Annotated in this window: 18 protein-coding genes and 1 CRISPR repeat array; of the genes, 5 read left to right on the top strand and 13 right to left on the bottom strand. The window is 37.1% G+C overall.

From position 1 onward, the window contains the following. Positions 1-312: 312 nt before the first annotated feature. Entirely contained in the window at positions 313-888 is a 576-nt protein-coding gene (locus IGJ50_RS04555; protein ID WP_207121549.1) for an HAD hydrolase family protein, read from the bottom strand. A gap of 154 nt (positions 889-1,042) precedes the next feature. Here IGJ50_RS04555 and IGJ50_RS04550 point away from each other — a divergent pair, with 154 nt between their 5' ends. After that, on the top strand, positions 1,043-1,411 hold the full coding sequence (locus tag IGJ50_RS04550) for a MerR family transcriptional regulator (RefSeq protein ID WP_069641061.1): 369 nt from the start codon (positions 1,043-1,045) through the stop codon (positions 1,409-1,411). A gap of 113 nt (positions 1,412-1,524) precedes the next feature. Here the strand turns inward: IGJ50_RS04550 and IGJ50_RS04545 are convergent, their stop codons facing one another. The 10 genes from IGJ50_RS04545 to IGJ50_RS04500 all read right to left on the bottom strand — a co-directional run bounded on the left by IGJ50_RS04545 (position 1,525) and on the right by IGJ50_RS04500 (position 15,256). Beyond that, a complete protein-coding gene (locus IGJ50_RS04545; RefSeq protein ID WP_010765698.1) occupies positions 1,525-1,653 on the bottom strand; it encodes a hypothetical protein in 129 nt (42 codons plus the stop codon). 1 nt (position 1,654) lies between these two features. Next, complete coding sequence (rlmD, locus tag IGJ50_RS04540) at positions 1,655-3,025, bottom strand: 23S rRNA (uracil(1939)-C(5))-methyltransferase RlmD (RefSeq protein WP_069641060.1); 1,371 nt, start codon at positions 3,023-3,025, stop codon at positions 1,655-1,657. Positions 3,026-3,133: 108 nt separating this feature from the next. Continuing rightward, entirely contained in the window at positions 3,134-3,775 is a 642-nt protein-coding gene (locus IGJ50_RS04535; protein ID WP_429949094.1) for a deoxynucleoside kinase, read from the bottom strand. 329 nt (positions 3,776-4,104) lie between these two features. After that, positions 4,105-5,163 (bottom strand): diacylglycerol kinase, encoded by a 1,059-nt coding sequence (locus IGJ50_RS04530; protein ID WP_429950027.1) that lies wholly within the window; start codon positions 5,161-5,163, stop codon positions 4,105-4,107. Positions 5,164-5,179: 16 nt separating this feature from the next. Next, positions 5,180-6,610 carry an Asp-tRNA(Asn)/Glu-tRNA(Gln) amidotransferase subunit GatB gene (gene gatB / locus IGJ50_RS04525; RefSeq protein ID WP_429949092.1) on the bottom strand — a complete coding sequence of 477 codons (1,431 nt, stop codon included), beginning with the start codon at positions 6,608-6,610 and terminating at the stop codon, positions 5,180-5,182. Next, positions 6,610-8,079: an Asp-tRNA(Asn)/Glu-tRNA(Gln) amidotransferase subunit GatA gene (gene gatA, locus IGJ50_RS04520; RefSeq protein ID WP_429949090.1), complete on the bottom strand. Its 1,470-nt coding sequence runs from the start codon at positions 8,077-8,079 to the stop codon at positions 6,610-6,612. The genes gatB and gatA overlap by 1 nt, the downstream gene beginning before the upstream one ends. Continuing rightward, positions 8,079-8,384 (bottom strand): Asp-tRNA(Asn)/Glu-tRNA(Gln) amidotransferase subunit GatC, encoded by a 306-nt coding sequence (gene gatC, locus IGJ50_RS04515; RefSeq protein ID WP_069641056.1) that lies wholly within the window; start codon positions 8,382-8,384, stop codon positions 8,079-8,081. Before gatC ends, gatA begins: the two co-directional genes overlap by 1 nt. 229 nt (positions 8,385-8,613) lie before the next feature. Beyond that, positions 8,614-10,671, bottom strand: a complete 2,058-nt coding sequence (ligA, locus tag IGJ50_RS04510; RefSeq protein WP_069641055.1) for an NAD-dependent DNA ligase LigA — start codon at positions 10,669-10,671, stop codon at positions 8,614-8,616. 43 nt (positions 10,672-10,714) lie between these two features. Next, positions 10,715-12,955: a DNA helicase PcrA gene (gene pcrA, locus IGJ50_RS04505; protein WP_429950025.1), complete on the bottom strand. Its 2,241-nt coding sequence runs from the start codon at positions 12,953-12,955 to the stop codon at positions 10,715-10,717. Between the two features lie 169 nt (positions 12,956-13,124). Continuing rightward, positions 13,125-13,495: direct repeats of the CRISPR family, unit length 34 nt; unit sequence TATTTCAATCCACTCACTCAATAAAGAGTGAGAC. A 255-nt stretch (positions 13,496-13,750) separates the two neighbouring features. After that, positions 13,751-15,256 (bottom strand): alpha-amylase, encoded by a 1,506-nt coding sequence (locus IGJ50_RS04500; protein ID WP_429949087.1) that lies wholly within the window; start codon positions 15,254-15,256, stop codon positions 13,751-13,753. Between the two features lie 185 nt (positions 15,257-15,441). Between IGJ50_RS04500 and IGJ50_RS04495 the strand changes: the two genes are divergently transcribed. The 4 genes from IGJ50_RS04495 (at position 15,442) to IGJ50_RS04480 (ending at position 20,055) form a co-directional block, all read left to right on the top strand. Then, positions 15,442-16,194: a DeoR/GlpR family DNA-binding transcription regulator gene (locus IGJ50_RS04495; RefSeq protein ID WP_069641053.1), complete on the top strand. Its 753-nt coding sequence runs from the start codon at positions 15,442-15,444 to the stop codon at positions 16,192-16,194. After that, complete coding sequence (gene pfkB / locus IGJ50_RS04490; protein WP_069641052.1) at positions 16,191-17,105, top strand: 1-phosphofructokinase; 915 nt, start codon at positions 16,191-16,193, stop codon at positions 17,103-17,105. The genes IGJ50_RS04495 and pfkB overlap by 4 nt, the downstream gene beginning before the upstream one ends. Positions 17,106-17,172: 67 nt before the next feature. Next, a complete protein-coding gene (locus IGJ50_RS04485; protein ID WP_429949085.1) occupies positions 17,173-19,095 on the top strand; it encodes a PTS fructose transporter subunit IIABC in 1,923 nt (640 codons plus the stop codon). 213 nt (positions 19,096-19,308) lie between these two features. Then, on the top strand, positions 19,309-20,055 hold the full coding sequence (locus IGJ50_RS04480) for an SDR family NAD(P)-dependent oxidoreductase (RefSeq protein WP_069641050.1): 747 nt from the start codon (positions 19,309-19,311) through the stop codon (positions 20,053-20,055). Between the two features lie 165 nt (positions 20,056-20,220). Here the strand turns inward: IGJ50_RS04480 and IGJ50_RS04475 are convergent, their stop codons facing one another. Together IGJ50_RS04475 and allB are read right to left on the bottom strand one after the other, a co-directional pair. Next, positions 20,221-21,552 (bottom strand): hypothetical protein, encoded by a 1,332-nt coding sequence (locus IGJ50_RS04475; protein WP_429949082.1) that lies wholly within the window; start codon positions 21,550-21,552, stop codon positions 20,221-20,223. A gap of 273 nt (positions 21,553-21,825) precedes the next feature. Next, the gene (gene allB, locus IGJ50_RS04470) at positions 21,826-23,193 is read right to left on the bottom strand and encodes an allantoinase AllB (protein WP_429949080.1); all 1,368 of its coding nucleotides are present in this window, start codon (positions 23,191-23,193) and stop codon (positions 21,826-21,828) included. Positions 23,194-23,221: the final 28 nt, after the last annotated feature.

Raw genomic sequence — 23,221 nt, 5'->3', positions numbered from 1 at the left:
CATCTCCATTATTCATTTTTCAAGAGTGTAATTACTCCAAATTTTCCTTCAAATAATCAATCATTCATATTTACTCTCTTCAGTGTCACCAAAATTCTTCTGAATTTTTGGTTAATTTAACTTTTTCCATTAATGTGATACTAGACTTCCTGATTATTATATCAATTTTTCTGAGTAATCGCTTTTTCTTGCTCCAAGATGAAATGATTCCCTCTGTATGGTTGTATTCATTGGTTTGATAATGAATCAAAAGTCAGGTTTATCTAACTGTAGATAAACGCATATTATTTAAACTAAAGTAACAGCTTGTCTTTATAAAAAATTTTCATATACTCGTTTCAAGTAAACAATTGCTTCCATCTGATCTTGCTGATTCGTTCCTAAGACTATTGAATAAGGATCCGCACGTTTAAAAGACAGCTTTTTATGGTAAAACGTTTCATAAAGAATATCTTTTCTTTGTGTTTCATTAAATACTTTAACCTGTAGAACATTTTCTAAACTACTAAACTTAGCAACCTCGACAAATTTGCTTTCTTTATGATAATACTGGTATTCTTTGACCGTTTGATCAATGCAACTGATCTCAATTCGGTCCTCATAATACAAAGCAATCGGGTGTTTTGTATAGCTGCACAACTGGATTACATCTTTTAATTCCTCTTTAGGAAGGTAACTATTTCGGAGTATCTTATCTTGTAAAATTATTTGTTGTCCATTTAAACAGATGAATGTGTCCAATCTTAAATCAATTGATTCTTTTAAGAGCACATAAGGTAATTTACTAATAACTACTGGTAATGATTGTTGTTGCTCGAATAAATGATCAATTTGCACTTCTCGTTTGAATAGAATAGATTCATCGATAAAAATAAGTTGTTTGTTCACTAAAGTCCCACCCTTCTTGTTCTTTCAAGTTACGATAGCATTTGAAGTGCACTCCAAGTCAACTGAAATTGAACATAGCATTAATTTTCTATTTGACCTTGAGTCGACTCTAAGTGGTAAAATAAAGGAAATAATAATCAGAGAGGATTTTTTTATGACGTACAAAATCCACGAATTTTCAAAAATGACTGGCCTGACACCTTATACTTTGCGCTTTTATGAAAAAGAAGGCTTGATCACAGTGAATCGCGATCAGAATAATATTCGGATTTATGATGATCGAAACAAAGAGTGGATCGACTTTTTTCTTCATTTGAAAAAAACTGGAATGACGATCGAAGACTTGAAACAATATTTAACTTGGTGGTATGAGGGAGATTCTACGAATCAGAATCGATTAGATTTACTACAAAAGCAAAAGGAACTTGCTCTGAAAGAGATGGAACAAATCCAACAAGGAATTGAGGTTCTTGATTATAAAATCGAGGTCTATAAAAAAAGAGTAGCCGACCAAAAGAAATAACTTCAAATCACTTTAAATACAAAAAGAACCCGAAACAAAATGATTATTTCATTTTGTTTCGGGTAATAGTTCGTATAGAGCTAAAAAAAGCTCCTTCAGTTAGAATCAGTTCGTTATTTATTATAAATTTTTGGACCTTTACGCATATTTTTACGGTCATTTTTTGGCGTCTCCATTTGTTTCGAACGACCACCGCTTTGTTTTTTCTTGATTAGTTCAAGCATTTTCTTTTTTGTATCCATTTTACACCGTCCTTGTTAACAAAGTGACTGACTCGATATGAGTTGTTTGCGGGAAATTATCCACTGGTTGGACTTCTTTGACTTCAAAGCCGCCTTCAACAAGTAGGGCAAGATCACGTGCTAATGTTGCTGGATTACAGCTTACATAAACGATCCGTTTGGGCTTCGTTTCGATCAACGTTTCTACCAAACTTGCTTCTAACCCTTTACGTGGAGGATCAACGATGACAACATCTGGTTTGATGTCATTTTCGATCATTCGCGGTAAGGCTTCTTCAGCTAACCCTGCTGTAAATGTCGCATTTGTGATGTTGTTTAGTTTTGCATTGCTTTCAGCGTTTTTTGCAGCTTCTTCAATGACTTCCACACCATAAACATGTTTAGCATCTTTCGCTAAAGTTAGTCCAATCGTACCAATTCCACAATAAGCATCAACCACTACTTCTTCACCCGTTAATGCTGCGTATTCTTTGACTTTATTGTACATCACTTCTGTTTGTTGGGGATTGACTTGGTAGAATGAACGAGAAGAGATTTCAAATTTCAAATCAAAAATCGTATCGATCATCTTGTCTTCTCCGTGTAACAGAATCGTCTCATCTCCAAAAATCACATTTGTCTTTTTGGAATTGACATTTTGAACAATGCTGACAACTTCTGGCAAGGCTTCTAAAATATCAGGAATGATTTTACTTGTTGGGAATAATTTAGCGGTTCTCGTAATTAAAACGATCATCATTTCTCCCGTATGGTACCCACGACGAACAACGATATGACGCAAGTTACCAGTGTTATCAGATTCGTTGTAAGGTTTAATACTATAACGTCTCATGATATCACGAATCTTGATGACTGCTTCATCAATGCTAGGATCTTGGATGTAGAAATGTTCTAAGGGAATCAAATCATGGCTATTTTTTCTGAAGAAACCAGTTTGCAGCTTGTCATCGATTTTTCTGACTGGAATTTGTGCTTTATTACGGTAACCCCATGGATTATTCATACCTAATGCATCCAATACTGGAACGTCTGGTAATTTTGCTACACGTTGCATCACGTTTTTCACTTGGTCTGTTTTAAATGTCAATTGAGCACCATAGGCTAAATGCTGTAATGGACTGATCCCAACTTTAGTAAAATTTGCGTCTTTAACTGGTACACGATCTTCACTTGATTTTAAGATAGTCAAGACTTTCCCGTAGCCGAAACTTTTACCGACTTTCAAGACTTTGATTTCGATTTTTTCACCTGGCAAAGCATTTTCTATAAAAAGCGGGTAGCCATCAACTTTGGCAACACCCATTCCTTCATGTGTCAGATCAATAATATCAACTTCGATTGTTTCATTTTTGTTCACTGGAAAATTATTCATAAGTCGCTCCTTCTTTAATGCACTTCTCTCATTCTAATGAAAAAATGCTAGAAAAGCAATAGAGAGATTGTTTCTACAATGAAAAGAGTTAAAAATTAATCTTTCCATTTAATTGATTTCAAGAAGTTTATTTTCGATAAGCTGGATCACCTGTTTTTTGGCTGTTTCACTCTCGATAAAATCATACTTATCTCCATCAATTTGGATTTTTGGGCTCTCATTGTATTCTTCAAACCATTTTTCATAACGGGTATTTAATTCTTTATAGTAATCATATAAAGCGGGATCTTGTTCAACTTGCTCATAGGGACGTCCACGTCTTTGAATTCGCTCCAACATTTTAGGAAACGATATTTTAATGTGCACTAATAAATCAGGACGTTTTTTATTTGCTGCATAAGGTAATTCTTGTAACATATTCTCTAATAAGGAATCGTAAACTTTTACTTCTGTTTCATTTGCTCTACCTAAATCAGCATTTAAATGAAATAATAAAGAATCTTCGTAGATTGAACGATCTAATACATTATTTTTATGAGAAAGTGCTTGTTTAATACTATCAAACCGTTTATTTAAAAAATAAATTTGTAATAAAAAAGCATATTTTTTAGGATCTGCATAAAATAGAGGTAATACTTCATTATCATCAACTGATTCATAAAAAGCCTCTGATCCTAAATGTTCTGAAATGATTTCTGTTAAACTAGATTTTCCTGCACCAATGGTACCTGCTAAAACGATCACTGCCATCGAACTCCCTACCTATTGTTAATTATTTTCAGCCAATAAATCGTAACTCCTATCAAATGAAAAACCTGCTTACCTTGTTTATCATTTTTTGAGAGATGCGACTTATTTAATTTACTCTTATTTCAATTACAAGTCAATGTGAATACATCTCATTAATCGATTATGAGACATTTTTTATACAACATATCGTTTTTTTTTGATTACTAAACACTATATACAGTGTTTAGTATTTCATTTCATGATTCTTCTAACAAAAATATACGTAACCCTACTACAACAAAAAAGTATCTAAGACGCGTGTCTAGATACTTTTTTGCAGTTATCATGAATCAACCGATTTTTCCATTATTATCAATGTCTTCTTCGGTCAAACGTTCTACTTCTTTGACGAATTCTTTACTAGTTTCATGATATTCGTCCTCTTCATCTGAAGTCCCATCATAATCATCCAAGACAGAACCCATGATTGCATTAGACGGAATCGCATCAGCATTGGCAAACATTTCAATATGCTGATGTAAATTAGTGAATTCCATTGGTGCGTCTCCACCATATTCACCATCTAAATTGATCATCATACGACTATTTTCTTCAAGCGTCTGAGCATTCAGATGACTGGTTTTTGTATAGATCAAGCGATTGTCTTCTATGTGTTTTCCACCGTTAAGCATCAAGGCAGCTAAATGGAGAATTTCAAAAACATTCGCAGTTTTCACAATAATCAAAGAAAATTTTCCGTCATCTAGCTTGGCATCTGGCGCGATTTGTTCGAAACCGCCAACAGAATTCGTCAAACCTAAGAAAAACATTGATGCATTGCCTTCATAGACACCTTCATCATATTCCATTCGCATTTTGATTGGTTTGACCCGCGGCAGCATTTCAGCACCTTTTGCCAAGTATGCAAGATACCCAAAGATACTCTTCAGCTCTGAAGGAACCTCATATGTCAGTTCAGTTAAATGGCCCCCGGCAGCTATGTTGATAAAGTAACTATCTTTTGCTTTACCGATATCCATTTTAACTGTTTGATTTTTTTTGATTACTTCTGCCGCTTTGACGATGTTATCTCTAGGGATTTTTAATGCTCGTGCATAATCATTGGTTGTTCCAGCTGGTATAATCGCCATAGACGGTCTTTTTTCTAAAGGAGCAATACCATTTACGACTTCATTGATGGTCCCGTCACCACCGGCGGCAACAATTAGCTCAAAACCTAATTTTGCCACTCGACGGGCTTCATTCTTAGCGGAATTTTCAGCTGGAGTTGTCGCAAAAGCACTCGCTTCATATCCGCACTCTTCTAATACAGAAAGAATATCAGCTAGATTCTTTTTGACTAGCTCTTTACCTGAAGTTGGATTATAAATCACTCTTGCTTTTTTCATCATCATCTGCCGCTTTCTAACGTTTTGCCAATTCTTCTTGTAATAATTTATTCACAACGCCTGGGTTGGCTTGGCCTTTCGTTGCTTTCATGATTTGACCGACTAAAAAGCCAACAGCGCGGTCTTTCCCGTTTTTAAAATCATCGACAGATTGTTGATTATTATCCAATACTTCATTGATGATCGGTAATAATTGTGATGGATCTGATAATTGAACTAAGCCTTTTGATTCAACGACTTCTTTGGCATCTCCACCATTTTCGATCAGCTCTTTAAAGACCTTTTTAGCGATTTTAGAACTGATTGTACCATCTGCAACTAATGTAATCATGCCAGCTAAATTGGCAGGGGTCAATTTAGTATCTGGTAATTCGATTTTTTCACTGTTCAAATAAGCAGAAACTTCACCCATCAACCAGTTAGATACTTGTTTAGCATCTGCTCCTTCATTTAGAGCGGCTTCAAAGAAATCAGACATTTCTTTTGTCAGTGTTAGAACCATCGCATCGTATTCTGGTAAACCGAGTTCTTTGATATAACGAGCACGACGAGACGCTGGCATTTCTGGCAAGCTGTGACGAACACGTTCGATCCATTCATCATCGATCGCAAAACGAGGAACATCAGGCTCTGGGAAGTAGCGGTAGTCACTTGAACCTTCTTTAACACGCATCAATAATGTTTTATTTGTCGTTTCATCAAAGCGACGTGTTTCTTGTTGGATTTCGCCACCAGATAACAACACTTTCGCTTGACGTTTTTCTTCAAAAGCAAGACCTTTTTTGACAAAACTCATTGAGTTTAAGTTTTTAAGTTCAGCTTTTGTTCCAAATTCTTCTTGCCCATATGGACGTAAAGAGATATTGGCATCACAACGCATTGAACCTTCTTCCATTTTCACATCAGAAACGCCTGTAAATAAAATGATTGAGCGGATTGCTTCTAAATAAGCATAGGCTTCTTCTGGTGAACGCATATCTGCTTCTGAAACGATTTCGATCAGAGGTGTTCCTTGACGGTTCAAATCAACGTATGAATAACCACCATCACCGTGGATATTTTTTCCAGCATCTTCTTCTAAATGTACACGTTCGATACGGATGCGTTTTGTTTTGCCTTCCACTTCAATATCGATCCAGCCATCATGACCAATTGGTTGATCAAATTGAGAAATTTGGTACGCTTTCGGATTATCTGGGTAGAAATAGTTTTTACGGTCAAAATGCGTATCTTTCGAGATTTCACAATTTAACGCCAGTGCTGCTTTCATCCCAAATTCAAGAGCTTGTTTATTCATAACTGGTAATACGCCTGGATAACCCCAATCAATCACGTTTGTATTGCTGTTTGGTTCTGCTCCAAAGTGCGCTGGTGCAGGTGAAAAGATTTTAGAGTTTGTTTTTAATTCTACATGGACCTCAAGTCCGATGACAGTTTCAAAGTTCATTAGTCATTCCCCCCTAAGATCACAGGTTTTTTCGTATGGAAATCCGTTGCTTGTTCAAATGCATAAGCCGCTTTGTACATCGTACTCTCATCAAATGGTTTTCCGATGATTTGCAAGCCGACAGGCAATCCTTCTGAAAATCCAGCTGGTACTGACATACCAGGTAATCCAGCTAAGTTAACTGGAATTGTTAATAGATCGTTCATATACATCGTGATTGGATCGTTGATGTTTTCACCTAAACCAAATGCGACAGTTGGTGAAGCAGGACCAATGATAATATCATATTTCTCAAAAACAGCATCAAAGTCTCGCTTGATCAAGGTTCTAACTTGTCCTGCTTTTTTAAAGTGTGCATCATAATGTCCAGCACTTAAAGAAAATGTCCCAAGCATAATACGGCGTTTTACTTCTAAACCAAATCCTTCTGAACGTGAATTTACATACACATCTTCAAGATTTTTCACGTTTTCAGAGCGATAGCCATAACGAATACCATCAAAACGTTGTAAGTTTGAACTTGCTTCTGATGAAGCGATGATATAATACACAGCTACACCATATTTAGAATGCGGTAAACTAACTTCTTCTACGGTTGCTCCAAGTGCTTTAAAGGTTTCAGCAGCTTTAAGAACAGCTTCTTTAACGCCAGCATCTACCCCTTCCCCTAAATATTCTTTAGGTAAAGCGACTTTCATTCCTTTGATATCCCCAGTCAAACCAGCAGTAAAATCAGGAACTGAAGCCCCAGCCGACGTGCCATCTTTTTCATCAAAGCCACTGATTGCATTCAAAGCTAACGCATTGTCTTGTACATTTCTTGTCATTGGTCCAATTTGATCTAAACTTGAAGAGAATGCAATCAACCCAAAACGAGATACACGTCCATAAGTCGGTTTCATCCCAACGATTCCGTTAAAAGAAGCAGGTTGACGAATACTTCCGCCAGTATCACTTCCTAGAGAAACCGGAATTTGTCCTGCTGCTACAGCTGCTGCCGAGCCGCCAGAAGAGCCACCAGGTACTTTAGTGTGATCCCACGCATTTTTTGTTTTCTTGAAGTATGATGTTTCTGTACTTGCGCCCATCGCAAACTCATCCATATTCAATTTCCCAACAGGAATCATGTCTGCTTGATAGACTTTATCCATAACGGTTGCATCGTAAATTGGATTAAAATTGTGCAACATTTTTGATGCAGCTGTTGTTAAAATATCTTTGGTGACGATATTATCTTTGATCCCAATTGGAATACCCGCTAACGGATTAGATTCAGTGATTCCTTTCAGGTCGATTGCTTTTGCCAACTCTAGCGCTTTCTCTTCACGGATTGTAATAAATGAATCTACATCTTTTTCTGTTTCTTTGATCCGGTTTAAGGTTGCATGTGTTAAATCAGTTGCTGTGATTTCCTTTGAGACAAGTAAATCATGCAGCTCGGTTAAGGACTTATCATATAATTTTTCCATTATGCACCAGCCTCCCCATTGTCGATAATCGCTGGCACTTTAATATAGCCATTTTCTGATTCAGGTACGTTTTTCATTAATTCATCGCGATCCATACCTGGTGTCACAACATCTTCTCTCATTACATTGATCGATTGTGCAACATTAGAGGTAAACGGAACGCCTTCTGTATCTACCTCTTCTAATAATTCTACCATGTCGATGATTTTGCCTAATTGAGCGGTAAAGTCTTTTAATTCCTCATCGGAAAAAGACAATTTGGACAATTTGGCTACATGTTTTGCTTTTTCTTCACTGATTGCCATGGATACCCTTCTTTCCTTTAGAAAAACTCAGACAAGCTGTAGCCCTTTCAGTTGATCGTTTAAACAACCAAAAGACAGCTTAGATGAGTTCACTAGTTCATTTTTATACTGTTAAACGATATTTCTCGTTAAGAAAACAGCTTTTTTCTTATTCTATCATAAAATTCTAAGAAATTATGATAGAGATGAAAGAAAATAGTCTGTAAATGTAAAATTTGTGCTGAAAGTTCTAGATTGTTTCATTTTCAGTTGCTTCAATGGTCGTACTATTGTCTAATGCTGTGACCATTTGTTGTTCATCCCAGACTTCAATACCAAGGTCTTGAGCTTTCGTTAACTTACTGCCAGCTTCTTCACCAGCCACGACAATATCCGTCTTTTTAGAAACGCTCCCTGTTACTTTTCCACCTAGATTTTCGATCTTTTCTTTGGCTTCTTCTCTATTATAATGGGTTAGTTTCCCTGTTAAAACGACCGTTTTATCTTTGAATGGCGATTCAACGGCTGCTAATTGAGCGGTGCGGATTCCTTTGTATTCAAAATTCACGCCCGCTTTTGTCAATTCATCCATCAATTCATGGACTTCTTCATTTTCAAAGTAAGTGACCAAACTGTCCGCAATAATTTCTCCCATTGAATCCAGCGCCACAACCTCATCTTTCGTTGCTTTACTGATTGCATTTAGGTCACCAAAATGTTCAGCTAAAACTTTAGCTGCCTTAGACCCAACATGACGAATCCCTAAACCAAAAAGCAAACGTTCAACAGAATTATCACGACTAGCAGCAATCGCTTTGTATATATTATTTGCTGACTTTTCTTTGACTTTATCTAGCGTCATTAACTGTTCCTCTGTTAAAAAATACAAATCAGCGACATCAGCGACTAACTCCTTATCGAACATTTGCTCTAAGACACGAGGTCCTAAACCATCGATATTCATCGCATTTCTAGAGACAAAGTGATTTAACCCTTCTTTGATTTGCGCCGGACATTTTGGATTGATACAGCGCAAAGCAACTTCTTCATCTAAATGAACAAGCTCACTATCACAAACAGGACAATGGGTCGGGATTTCATATGGTTGACTGCTTTCATCTCGTTTTTCCGTCAAGACTTGAGCAACTTCAGGAATGATATCGCCTGCTTTATAGATAATCACGGTATCATTCAAGCGAATATCCTTCATTGCAATAAAATCAGCATTGTGCAAACTTGCCCGACTAACAGTCGTTCCTGCTACACGAACTGGTTGCATGACAGCCGTTGGTGTCACTACACCTGTCCGACCAATCGTCCATTCGATTTCTTCTACCACTGTTTGTGCTTCTTCGGGTGGAAACTTGTATGCAATCGCCCAGCGAGGTGCCTTAACTGTAAAACCTAATTCATCTTGAATCGTAAACTCATTCGCTTTGATGACAATACCATCGATTTCGTAAGGTAAATCTGTACGCTTTTCATGATACTCTTCGATATACGCCCAAACTTCATCGATAGTTTGACATAATTGCTTTTCAGGATTCGTTCTAAAGCCAATTTCAGAAAGTTCATTTAAAGCATCAAACTGCGTCTGCGCCGTCATTGGACCAAAATCAGCTACTGTATACAAAAAGGTGCTAAGATTTCGTTTTGCAACCATACTGGTGTCCAATTGTCGTAGGCTACCTGCTGCTGCATTTCTTGGGTTAGCAAAAACATCTTGTCCAGCTTCTTCTCGCTCTTTATTCAAGTTAACAAATGACTGCTTAGGCATGTAGCACTCGCCACGCACTTCAACTGAAATCGGCTTTTTCAATTCTAAAGGAATTGATTTAACTGTTTTTAGGTTTTCTGTGATATTTTCACCCACAGTACCATCACCGCGCGTTGCACCTTGAACAAATTTTCCGTTTTCATATTTCAACGAAATCGCTAGTCCGTCAATTTTCAACTCACAACAATAACCAACAGGCTTACCTGCTAATTTTTGAACACGTTCATCAAAATCATAAATATCTTCTTTACTGAAACCATCATTTAGACTGTACATCTGCACTTCATGCGTGACTTTTTCAAATCCTTGTAAAATCTTACCGCCAACACGTTGGGTGGGTGAGTCAGAAGTAATCAAATCTGGATATTCAGTTTCTATGTCGACTAATTCTTTGTACAAGCGATCATATACATAATCTTCTACAGTGGGTTGATCCGCCACGTAATATTCATGAGAATATTGGTTTAACTGCGTCCGTAGTTCTTTCGCTTTGTCTGTCGCTGCGGCTAATGTTAATGGTATTTCCGACATGATACCCCTCCTAAATTAAAAGTTGAAAGAGCTCTCTCATTTTTTATATTTTTTCTATCGGAGCAAATGCTGCTAATAAGCGTTTGATGCCTTTTTCAGGGAAAGCAACGTCTAGCTCTAAATCCTTGGCAGTACCGCCAACTCGGACGACTGTTCCTGTTCCCCACGCTTTATGTCTGACTTTATCGCCTGCTTGCCAAGCCATCGATTCACCACCGCTAGCCACTTTATCCGTAACTGGCTGTTTAGTCGGCTGGGAATAAGCAGGTTTAAATACTTTTGGCTCAAAAGTTTTACTTGGCGCTTTCGGTGCCGCGATTGAACCTTGTAAATCTAACAATTCTTCGTCTATTTCGTCTAAAAAACGACTCGGACGGTTATATTGTGTTCTACCATATAAGGTTCGAGAAAATGCGTTAGTAATAAATAGAATTTCCTCTGCACGAGTGATTCCTACATAAGCTAAACGACGTTCTTCTTCTAATTCGCTTTCTTCCAACATTGCACGAGACAATGGAAAAACGCCTTCTTCCATCCCAATCAAAAAGACAACAGGAAATTCTAGTCCTTTAGCTGCATGGAGTGTCATCAAAGTAACTTGAGAAGTGCTTTCTTCTAAATTATCTAAATCTGAAACAAGGGCTAGATCGTTTAGGAATACTGCTAACTTTTCTTCTGGTGCATCAGCCTCTTCTTCTCCCTGACGTTCATATCGTTTGTCGAATTCTTGTGTAACCGTTAAAAATTCATCCAAGTTCTCTAAACGCGCTTGAGATTCCAAATTATTTTGTCTCACTAATTCATCTCGGTAACCGCTACGTTCTAGTACTTCTTTCACTAATTCAGTAATTGTCAGATATGGAATCATCTGAGATAGGTCTTGGATCATCATGCCAAAACTGCCTAACTCTTTGCCAGCTTTACCTGAAATATTAGCTAAGTCTACATTTTTTGAAGCTTCTAATAAAGACCAGTCGTGTATCTGAGAAAAGCTTCTTAATTTCTCGATCGAGCTTTTACCGATTCCACGTTTTGGTTCATTGACAACACGCTCAAAACTAAGCGAATCCATGGGATTTGAAATAATATTCAAATAGCCTAAGATGTCTTTAATTTCTTTACGATCATAGAATTTGTGTCCGCCAACCATCGTATAAGGAATATTGGATTTCAGCAACATTTCTTCCATTACCCGTGACTGAGCATTGGTACGATATAATACAGCGAAATCGCCATAAATTCGATCTTTTTCTCGAATTTCTTTTTGAATCTGTCCCACAATAAATTGCGTTTCGTCTCGCTCATTATCGCCCCGATAATATACAATTTTTTCTCCATCTGTATTTTCAGTCCATAATTGCTTATCACGACGATTGCTATTATTTTTGATCACATTGTTCGCCGCGTCCAAGATTTTTTTTGTTGAGCGGTAATTTTGTTCCAACAGGATCACAGCAGCATCTGGATAATCCTTTTCGAAGTCCAAAATGTTCTGCATATCTGCTCCACGCCAACCATAGATACTTTGGTCAGCATCCCCTACAACACATAAATTTTTAAAACGCGCTGCTAACATATTTACTAATGTATACTGCGCATGGTTAGTATCTTGATACTCATCTACATGAATATAGTGAAATTTATTTTGATAATAGGTCAACGAATCAGGATGTTCATTAAACAATCGAATTGTATTCATAATCAAATCATCAAAATCCATACATTGGTTATTTCTTAATTCTTTCTGGTACATCTTATAGCATTTCGCAACAACTTCTTCATAAGGAGTTCCCTGTAATTCTTCGACTTTTGCTGGCGTCTGCAACTCATTTTTGGCGTTACTGATTGTTCCTAAAATCGAGCGAGGATCATATTTTTTCGCATCGATATTCAGTTCATTCAAAATTCGTTTCATCAATGTCCGTTGTTCAGAAGTATCAATGATCGTAAAATTACGATTATAACCGATCTGATCGACATCACGGCGTAAAATTCGCACACACATTGAATGAAATGTTGAAACCCAAACATCATTTCCGCCAACTTCTAGTAATTTCCCAACCCGCTCTCTCATTTCTTTTGCGGCTTTATTGGTAAAAGTGATTGCTAAAATATTCCATGGATTAACATCTTTTTCTTCAATTAGATAGGCAATGCGGTGTGTTAATACTCTTGTTTTCCCACTACCTGCGCCCGCCATAACCAGTAAAGGCCCTTCTGTATGTAAAACGGCTTCCTTTTGTCGTGGGTTCATACCTTGGATCAAGGCGTTTTCTTGTGCCATCATCAACGTCCTCTCTCTTTTTTCAATCTTATACATTATACCAAATATAGCTGGAAAATTCTTTAATAATGATGGAATTTATAGAACATATTTTCTTTTTTTAAGTTCGTATTTTAAGAGAATAAAATGATCGTGTGTTGCTTTTTTCTTTAGTGATAGACGCGTAAGTTAAATAAAAAAACTCACTCAATAAAGAGTGAGACAACATCGAAAATGATGGATTCAACCGTGCGATTCTTATTTCAATCCACTCACTCAATAAAGAGTGAGACCCTGTGGCCACACCACTAGGCGTGTTGATTGTTATTTCAATCCACTCACTCAATAAAGAGTGAGACATTTAGATGGATTCGTGATGATCGGTTCAACGATATTTCAATCCACTCACTCAATAAAGAGTGAGACCTTATAAGATTTCAAATGCTTTAAATTGTCGTATTATTTCAATCCACTCACTCAATAAAGAGTGAGACAATAATCATAGCAGAATATTTACCCTCAAAACTTATTTCAATCCACTCACTCAATAAAGAGTGAGACCGTGAAAAGACAGCAAATTTGTACCTATTTGCTCTTTTACACATTATAAATCACATTAAAATGTGATTTCGATGAGAAAAAACAACTATTTATATTGTTTTCCTCTCTAAATTTGGTGCGAATCTCCCAGAGATTTCATGCGCACTTATGGTTCGCACCGAATCTCAATGCGAACAAATGGCTTTTCACTTATATATAGTATAATCACAATCTTGTCATAAGTCACGCTCTATTTGGCTCCTAGCACCTTGATACTTATATAGATTCTTCCTTCCGATTAATCCCATTATCATACCCATTACGTAATCGTTCTACAATAGCTTCATTTACATAAATAGAAATTTCTCCACCATTCACTGGAAAATCCCCCGCACCTGCCTCATCTAAAATAACTTTTGTTGTATTATTTCCCAAAATATCAACAAATATCTTTCCAGCATGTACAGCGCTGATCGTCATCTTTTTTACACCTGCTTGCGCATTTGTCATAACAACCGCATAACCAGATTTTTCTCGGTCAAACGTACCTGTCCTAATCCAACCGATAATAGCAGGATCGTCAAAATAATCCATTTCACTCCCATATGCTAATTGTTCTCTAATTTTTAATAACAAGTCCAAATCTTCACCTACTGGCTCAACATTTTGAGAGGGAATCCCAAATAAATCGCCCCAAAAAACAATCGGTGTTCCAGCTTTACGAAGTAAGATCAGTGCGTAAGCATGAACTTTGAACCAGCCATCGACCCAGGATTCCAAGCTTTGTCCTTTTTGCGTATCATGATTATCAACAAACGTCACTGCCCATTCAGACCGTTCTTTCGCTAATGTTCCTTCAAATATATTTCGCATATCATATTGACCGTCAGAACTAGCAGCCTCGTAAAAATGATAATGTAGAGGAACATCAAATAAAGAAATCAATGTTCCAGAACTATCAATGTAATTGGTCAGTTTTTCAAGTTCCCCATTCCAATATTCACCAACGACAAACAACTCTCTTCCTTTTTCTTTTCTTCTATTTAATAACCATTCAACAAAGTAATTAAATTGAATATGTTTAACTGCATCTAAACGGTATCCATCAATATCTGTTAATTCTTGGTACCATTTTCCCCATTTATTTAACTGCTCAACGGTTTCAGGATACTCCATGTCCAAATTGCAACCCATTAAATAATCATAATTGCCATTTTCATTATCAACTTCTTGATCCCAGCCTTTTCCTTCAAAATTGAAAATACCATGATCCTTTCGTCGATTATCAAAATCAACCCCTGAAAAATTTTTCCAAGTCCAAATATAGTCATTATACTTCTGCTTTCTTCCTGGAAAAGTAAATTTTGTCCAAGCTGAAATTTCTTCTTTACCACTTAATGTTTCATTTCGGTTCTCTGGACGAGATTTAAAAGCTACAACTGTTTCTTCTTCATCGGCGCCCATGAAATGATCAAAAACAATATCTCCATATACCTCTATTCCAGCTTTCTTAAATGCTTGAATACAATTAAGATAATCAGTTTTTGTCCCATATTTAGTAGGGATCGTGCCTTTTTGATCAAATTCGCCTAAATCATACAAATCATAAGGAGCATACCCCACATCTTCCAATCCGTTTGCACCTTTATATGCTGGTGGAAGCCAGATGCCATTGATTCCTTTGTCGTGTAGTGCGACAGCCAATTTTGTCAGCCGTTGCCAATGTTTCCCATCAGCTGGCAGATACCATTCAAATCCTTGTAATATTGTACGATTATTCATGCAGATCCCTCCGATTTTACCTACCTACATTAAGCCAAAAATTAAACAACTTTGCAAATAATAAAATTTGGAAGATCGGCTGCTCAAAAATGAACGGTTAAAAACGTTAATGATCGTTTATGAACGTTTTTGATTGCATAGTGAAATAAGATGTGCTATTATATTCAATGAAAAGAGGGTTGAAAATGCTTACAGAAGAAAGACATCAAGCAATTTTACATTTATTAGACCAACAATCAGTTGTGAAATCTCAAGAATTAGCTTCACTTCTAAACGCTTCTGAATCGACGATTCGCCGTGATTTACAAGATTTGGAAGATGCAGAATTACTTGAGCGAGTTCATGGCGGAGCAAAACGAATTCTAAATTTAGGCTTTGAACAAAATATGACCGAAAAATCAAGCAAAAACACGCAAGAAAAACAAGCAATTGCTTCATTAGCCGCTCAATTTGTTCACCATGGGGATGTTATTTACTTGGATGCTGGATCAACTACTTTAGAAATGCTGCCATTCCTATCAGGTAAAAATGTTACTGTTGTCACCAATTCTGTGCATCATGCTGCAAAGCTTGGTGACCTTAATATCAACACTATGATTCTCGGTGGGGCTTTAAAGTTATCGACAAAAGCAATTATCGGTGCAACAAGTATGGAACAACTGAGTCATTTTCGCTTCAACAAAGTTTTCATGGGGATGAATGGAGCACATCTTGAGTTTGGGTTAACAACACCTGATCCAGAAGAAGCAGCATTAAAACGTTTGGCCATTACCCAAGCTGAAGAAGCTTATGTTCTGATTGATCAAAGCAAGTTGAACAAAGTAACCTTTACAAAAGTTACAGATCTTGAAGATGTCATACTTCTCACCAACCATTGTTTACCAGAATTACTTGAACAATTCCAGAAAAAAACAACTATCAAGGAGGCAGCGCAATGATTTACACTGTAACACTAAATCCTTCAATCGACTATATCGTTCATGTTGAAGAATTAAAATTAGGAAACTTGAATCGGATGACCAACGATTTTAAGTTACCTGGTGGTAAAGGCATCAATGTTTCCCGGATCTTAAAACGAATCCAAACAGAATCTACGGCTCTTGGTTTTTTGGGCGGTTTTACTGGCTCATTCATTTCTGACTGGCTAACCCAAGAACGGATTCAAACTAATTTTACTAAGGTCCGCGAAGACACACGAATCAATATCAAACTGAAATCTAAAAATGAAACAGAAATTAACGGTTTAGGTCCTGCGCTCAGCAATGAAGAACTGCAAGAATTAAAACAAGCACTAAGTTTGGTTTCAGCTGGTGACATCGTTGTTTTATCTGGAAGTACTCCAGCAACATTGCGAGAAGGCTTTTATGAAGAGCTGATTCAAATTATTAAAGATAAACAAGCTGAATTTGTGATTGATACCACTGGAAAAGATTTACTCAATGCTCTTCAAAACAAACCATTGCTTATCAAACCGAACAATCATGAATTAGCTGAATTATTTGATGTACGTTTCCAAACAGTGGATGATATTCTACCATTTGGCAACCGTTTATTAGAAGATGGTGCTCAACATGTGATCATTTCCATGGCAGGTGATGGCGCATTATTGTTTACCAAAAATGGTGTTTATCGTTCGAATGTTTTAAAACGACCATTGAAAAATTCAGTTGGTGCAGGAGACTCGATGATTGCCGGATTTGTTGGGACATTTTCTAAAAGCAATGATCCTGTAGAAGCGTTTAAATGGGGCGTTGCTTGCGGCAGTGCAACAGCATTTTCAGATGACTTGGCAACCGCTGATTTGATCAATGAATTAATTGCAGAAGTCATTATAGAAAAAATCAGCTAACTTTACAGACTTGCTTTTCAATAAAAGAGCAAAAAGTCTACACAGCTTTAAATTAGGAGGAAAAACAATGAATATCAAAGACTTATTAGTCAAAGACGTTATGATCATGGATTTGCAGGCTACCGATAAAAAAGGGGCAATCGATGAAATGGTTCAAAAAATGTATGATGGCGGTAGAATTTCCGATATAGATACTTATAAGAATGGTATATTAGCTCGCGAGGCACAAACTTCAACTGGTTTGGGTGATGGCATTGCTATGCCACATGCTAAAAATAGTGCAGTTAAAGAAGCAACGGTTCTATTTGCCAAAAGTAATTCTGGTGTCGATTATGAAGCGTTAGATGGCCAACCAACCTACTTATTCTTTATGATTGCAGCCCCAGAAGGCGCAAACGATACGCATTTACACGCGTTAGCGGCCCTTTCTCGTTTATTGATCGATCCTGATTTTGTCGCCAAGTTAAAAGAAACTACAACCCCTGAAGCTGTTCAAAATCTTTTTCAATCAGCTGAAGAGGCAAAAGAAGCAGAAGAAAAGAAGGAACAGCAGGAGCAAGCCGCTGTAAATACTCAAGATAGCACCCGAAAATTTGTAGTAGCTGTTACCGCTTGTCCAACAGGAATTGCCCACACTTATATGGCCGAAGACGCTTTAAAGAAAAAGGCCAAAGAGCTGGGGATCGATATCAAAGTAGAAACAAATGGTTCTGAAGGAATCAAAAATCGTTTAACAGCTGAAGATATTGCTCGCGCTGATGGCGTAATCGTTGCAGCGGATAAAAAAGTAGAAATGAACCGATTTGATGGCAAAGAGCTTGTTAACCGCCCAGTTAGTGATGGGATTCGTAAAACAGAAGAATTGATTCAGTTGGCCACAAGTGGAAAGGCTCCGATTTTCCATAGTTCTGAATCAGATAATAGTGAAGAAGATGCTTCAGCGGATGGTTCTATCGGTTCAAGAATCTATAAAGATTTAATGAATGGTGTGTCACACATGCTACCATTTGTTATCGGCGGTGGTATCGCGATTGCTCTGTCCTTTATGATCGACCAATTTATCGGCGTTCCAGAAGATCAATTAAGTATGCTTGGAAATTATAATGAAGCCGCTTCTTGGTTCAATCAAATCGGCAGTGCAGCATTCGGATTTATGTTACCCGTTTTAGCCGGCTTTATTGCTTCAAGTATCGCTGATCGTCCAGGTTTGATCGTTGGTTTTGCAGCTGGTGCTTTAGCGAGTACAGGTGGTGCAGGTTTCTTAGGGGCACTGATTGGTGGTTTCTTAGCTGGCTACGTCATTGTTTTCTTGAAAAAACTTTTCAAAGGCTTACCTAAATCACTAGATGGTATCAAAACTATTCTATTTTATCCTGTTTTCGGATTGTTGATTACTGGCGGGCTGATGCTTTTAGTCAATGTTCCGATGAAAGTTATCAATGATGGGTTAAATAATTTCTTGTTAGGTTTAGATGGTACAAACGCTGCACTTTTAGGCGCCCTACTTGGCGGAATGATGGCGATCGATTTAGGTGGTCCGATCAATAAAGCTGCTTATGTTTTTGGTACTGCCTCTATTGCAGCAACCGTGACAGAAGGCGGAAGCATCATTATGGCTTCTGTTATGGCAGGTGGTATGGTTCCTCCTTTAGCAATTTTTATTGCAACATTACTGTTTAAAAATAAATTTACTCAAGACCAAAAAGATGCTGGTTTGACCAACTTAGTAATGGGTCTCTCCTTTGTAACAGAAGGTGCAATTCCTTTTGCAGCAGCTGATCCATTACGTACGATTCCAAGTTTTGTTGTCGGTTCAGCCTTAGCTGGCGGTTTAGTTGGCGGCTTTGGAATTCGTCTATTAGCGCCTCACGGTGGAATCTTCGTTGCTTTATTATTAAGTCATCCACTTCTCTATTTAGTCTTTATCGCACTTGGTGCAATTGTTTCAGCTGTAATTTTAGGTATTGTAAAAAAACCAATTGCACAATAACTGGCTTTATCTAACCTCAAATGATCGAGATTTCTTCTTGATTATTTGAGGTTTTTTCTATACAATAATATTTTTGGTCTATATCATTAGCGTAAAAAAAATATCTATATTAAACTACTATATAAGAGATACCTATTTTTTACAGGTTTAATATGTCTTTACTAGAAAGGATAAGGATAACGATTATGACATTTCATTGTAGCAGGTTTTTGTATGAATAGACTATTAGGTAAGGTAGTGTTGGTCACTGAAGCTCAAAGCAGTATTGGCGCTGCAACAGCTAGACTTGCTTCAAATAATGGAGCGATCGTTGTTTGTACCGGCAAAAGTTTAGATAAACTTGCCACTATTGTTTCAGAAATCACCCAAAAAGGGGGGACTGCTGTCTCGTTTGAACATGATATAAGTTCGTTTAAAAGTTGGCAAAAAGTAATTGCTAGGACTATCAAAAAATATGCCAAAATTGATGTTTTAGTCAATAATGCCGGGATCTCTTCTCCAAAGATACTTTTAGAGTTGTCAGCTGAAGACTGGTACAAAATCCAAACGATCGATTTAAATAGTTTTACATACGTTTTAAAAGAAGTTCTCCCGATTATGAAGAAAAATGGTGGTGGATCGATTGTCACTGTTTCTTCACTTCAAGGATTAGTAGGACTTCCAGAAAGTAGCCCTTATGTCGCAGCCAAAGATGTACTTCGCTCTCAGACCCTTGATGCAGCATTTGAATACGCTAAAGATAACATTCGCATCAATTCAATTTGTCCAGGTGTTATTCATACACCGTTAATAGAAACAAGTTTCCCAAATATCAAACCTTTGTATAAAAAATTCGTACAATTTCCTTATTTAGGAAAACCCGAAGATATCGCAAATGGAATCATTTATCTCGCTTGTGATGAAGCTAGTTTTGTTACTGGTGCTGAAATTGTGATCCATGGCGACCGAATCACTAAGTAATGAGCAATCATTTTCCACTTGACTAATCGTAGGAAGGCGTGGGACAAAACTAAAGTTCAGTTTTGTTTCACGCTCTAAATCCAAATAAACATTAAAACAAAAGCGTTTAGCTTCTTCTCATTTCTCGGAGCTAAACGCTTTTGTCGCGACTTCTTAATTATACCTCTATTCGCTAATATCTATCGTCTGATTGACATTCTCTAAATAACTAGCATCTAAAAAAACAACACGTAAATGATTCTTGGCCTTTTTCAAGTCAAACCGCGTAGATGATTCTTTCTGTTTCAAATTACTAATATTGACATCAAATAGCTTATCCCATAATGCTTCTAAAGGAATTTGCTTGATTGCTTCTTTTGGCAGATAAAAACGCAACACCGAAACAAACTCATCATATTTTTGATCTAAAACTTCAATTTCTAAAAATTGCCGGATGTAAAACTCATACGCCAAAAGTCCTTCATCAATCGCCATTTCAGGATCCACTACACGATAATTCATCATTTTTTGGCTCTTCTCATCGATCCAAGGGAAATACGCTTGTGCATTCAAGATGCCTCTAGTCCGCTTCACAATATTTTTTTGTCGAAGATTGTCATAGCTTCTAGTCACGAAATACGTTGCCTGTTTCTTTTCAACAGGTTGATAATAACTATTTTGGTATTGAACAGTTTGAACCACCTCTTCAACAAATGCATACTCAATAAATGGCGGCCTCAATACCCCAGTTCCATTGTTCCAAACCAATTGGTCATAGCCCATCTGATCTCTGAACAAACGCTGATATTTTTTATTTATAGGCAAATCCCAATTAGAAGGGTGATTGAACAAGGTTATTTTGATCAGTTGATTATCCAACTCCTCTACAGACTGCACCTGCTGTACTTCCAAAAAAATCGGTTTTGGAATAAATTGATAATACAAACTGGAATAATACATTTTCCAACAGGAAGTCAAGCATAAACCTTTAAAATAAATATCATAGCCAGCTAATTGATTACAATCAACGATCACGGTTTTATCGCTATTATATCGCTTAGGTAATTGAGCAATTTCACTCTCTGTCTCAAAGTTTCTTTTTTCAATCGTTTCAACATTATTATACAAGTACTCATCTAAGGAACGAATATATCCATAGATACCATTTTTAACCATTCGAGTATCACAATAATTTTCAATCATTTTTTGCTGTGATAAAAAAATAGAGCTATCTAAAATCGTTCGTTCGTGTATGCTTAATTTTGAGATATGGAGTTGGAATTCTCCACCTTGAGCATTCACTTTGATCCATATATTTTCTTTTTCAGTAAGCATTTGGATTCGTTGTGTGAACGTCAATAAGTCAAATACCTCTGCTACTTCATCGCCAAAGCAACAGCTTTCAGGTATTGTCAGTATCCGTAAAAAACTTAACCAATCAAAAATAGCTTGCTTCAACTCTTCTAAAGAAAAATCAGTCCGAGCAGCAACTATATACATTTTATTTGTTTTTTCCATTTGCCCACCTCGTTCCTTAAGATAAGTATAACGAAAATAAAGTCAGACTTCATCTAATATACTTCTAGAATAGAAAAAACAGGGATTCTTAGACTTATTCTAAGGAAATGGAGGCTCTATTTTAGTAAAATAATAGAAAAAAAGATTTTTCAATACTATAATGACAATTACATCATCGAACCGAATCAAGTGACTAAAATGCCTCGCACAAAAAAGACAGGAAAATTGCGATTTCCTGCCCTCAGCTTATTCTAAAACTAGTTATTCATATGCTCACTTTTTGATAAACTCACCGATAAAATCCTTTGAAACGCCTGATTCTTTACTATAAATCACATGTCCTCTTAAAATTGTTTGGATTACTTGGGCACCAATCTTACGGCCAATATATGGGCTGATTTTATTACGATATTCCAATTCTTCCGCTTTTAAGGTATAAGGAGCATTTGGTTTGATCAGAACAAAATCGGCATCTTTACCAAGACTGATCCGCCCCTTTTGCGCCAAATCATAACGAGCTGCTGGATTTGTCGCAATAATATCTGCAAATTGTCGCAATGACATCCCTCTTTTTTGAACCCCTTCATCAAAAAGAACATCCACGTTATTTTGCACACCAGAAATTCCGCCCCATGCTTCAAAAGCATTGTCTTTGTCTTTTAAATCAGGTGTACATGGAGAATGATCCGATGTTACAAAATCGATCTCACCTGCTAAAAGTTTTTCCCACATCCCATTTTGATTTGCTTTGTCACGAATCGGCGGTGAACATTTGACTACTGGACCGATTGTATCTAGTTCGTCAGTATCAAAATAAAGATAATGCGTACATGTTTCACACGTAACATCAACTCCTGATTTTCTTGCCTTAGTAACTTCTGCCACGCCTTCTGGACAAGCAATATGGCAAATATGAATCCGACAACCCGTTTCTTTAGCAAATAGAATTGCTCTTCGAATCGGTTCAACTTCAGTGAAAACTGGTCGGCTAGCTACATAAGCTTTCAAAGTCGTTTCGCCATTTTTATAGGCAATTTCTCCTAATTTATCTGTAATTGCGGCATTCTCCGCATGTATAGCTAACACTTTTCCAGTCTTAGCCACTTGTCTCATTCCTTCATAAAGGGAATAATCATCTACGTTCATAAAATCGCCATCAATACTGCGATCACCGCACGTTGCCATGAAACACTTGTACGCCGCAACGCCGCCTGTATGTAGTTCTTGAATTCCACCACTTAAATTAAACGGAACTACTCCTCCAAATGATCCAACATCTGATTTTAGCTTGCCGACTCCTGCATGATACTTTATTTCTAATGATTGACCATCGACAGTTGCTGGTACTTGATTTAAAGGCATCTCCATAAACGACGTTACACCACCTTTAGCACAAGATGCCGTTCCAGTAACATATCCTTCCCATTCATCTCGATAACCGCCCCCTGGATCAGTGATATGCACATGAGCGTCCACCATACCAGGACTAACAACTAAACCTGACGCATCAATAACCTTTTCAGCCTCTCCAAGTTCACTGCCGATTGCCACGATCACACCATCTTTGACCGCAACATCTGTTTCAACCTCCCCTGAATCGAGAATAACTAAACCATTTTTGATTATTAAATCATAACTCATTTACTTTCCTCCTAAATAAAAAATGTGC

This window comes from Enterococcus sp. AZ101 (genome assembly GCF_050499005.1).
Taxonomy (GTDB): domain Bacteria; phylum Bacillota; class Bacilli; order Lactobacillales; family Enterococcaceae; genus Enterococcus_L; species Enterococcus_L ureilyticus.
The sequence above is the reverse complement of the archived record's forward strand: the minus strand, read 5'-3'. Positions and strand labels throughout refer to the sequence as shown.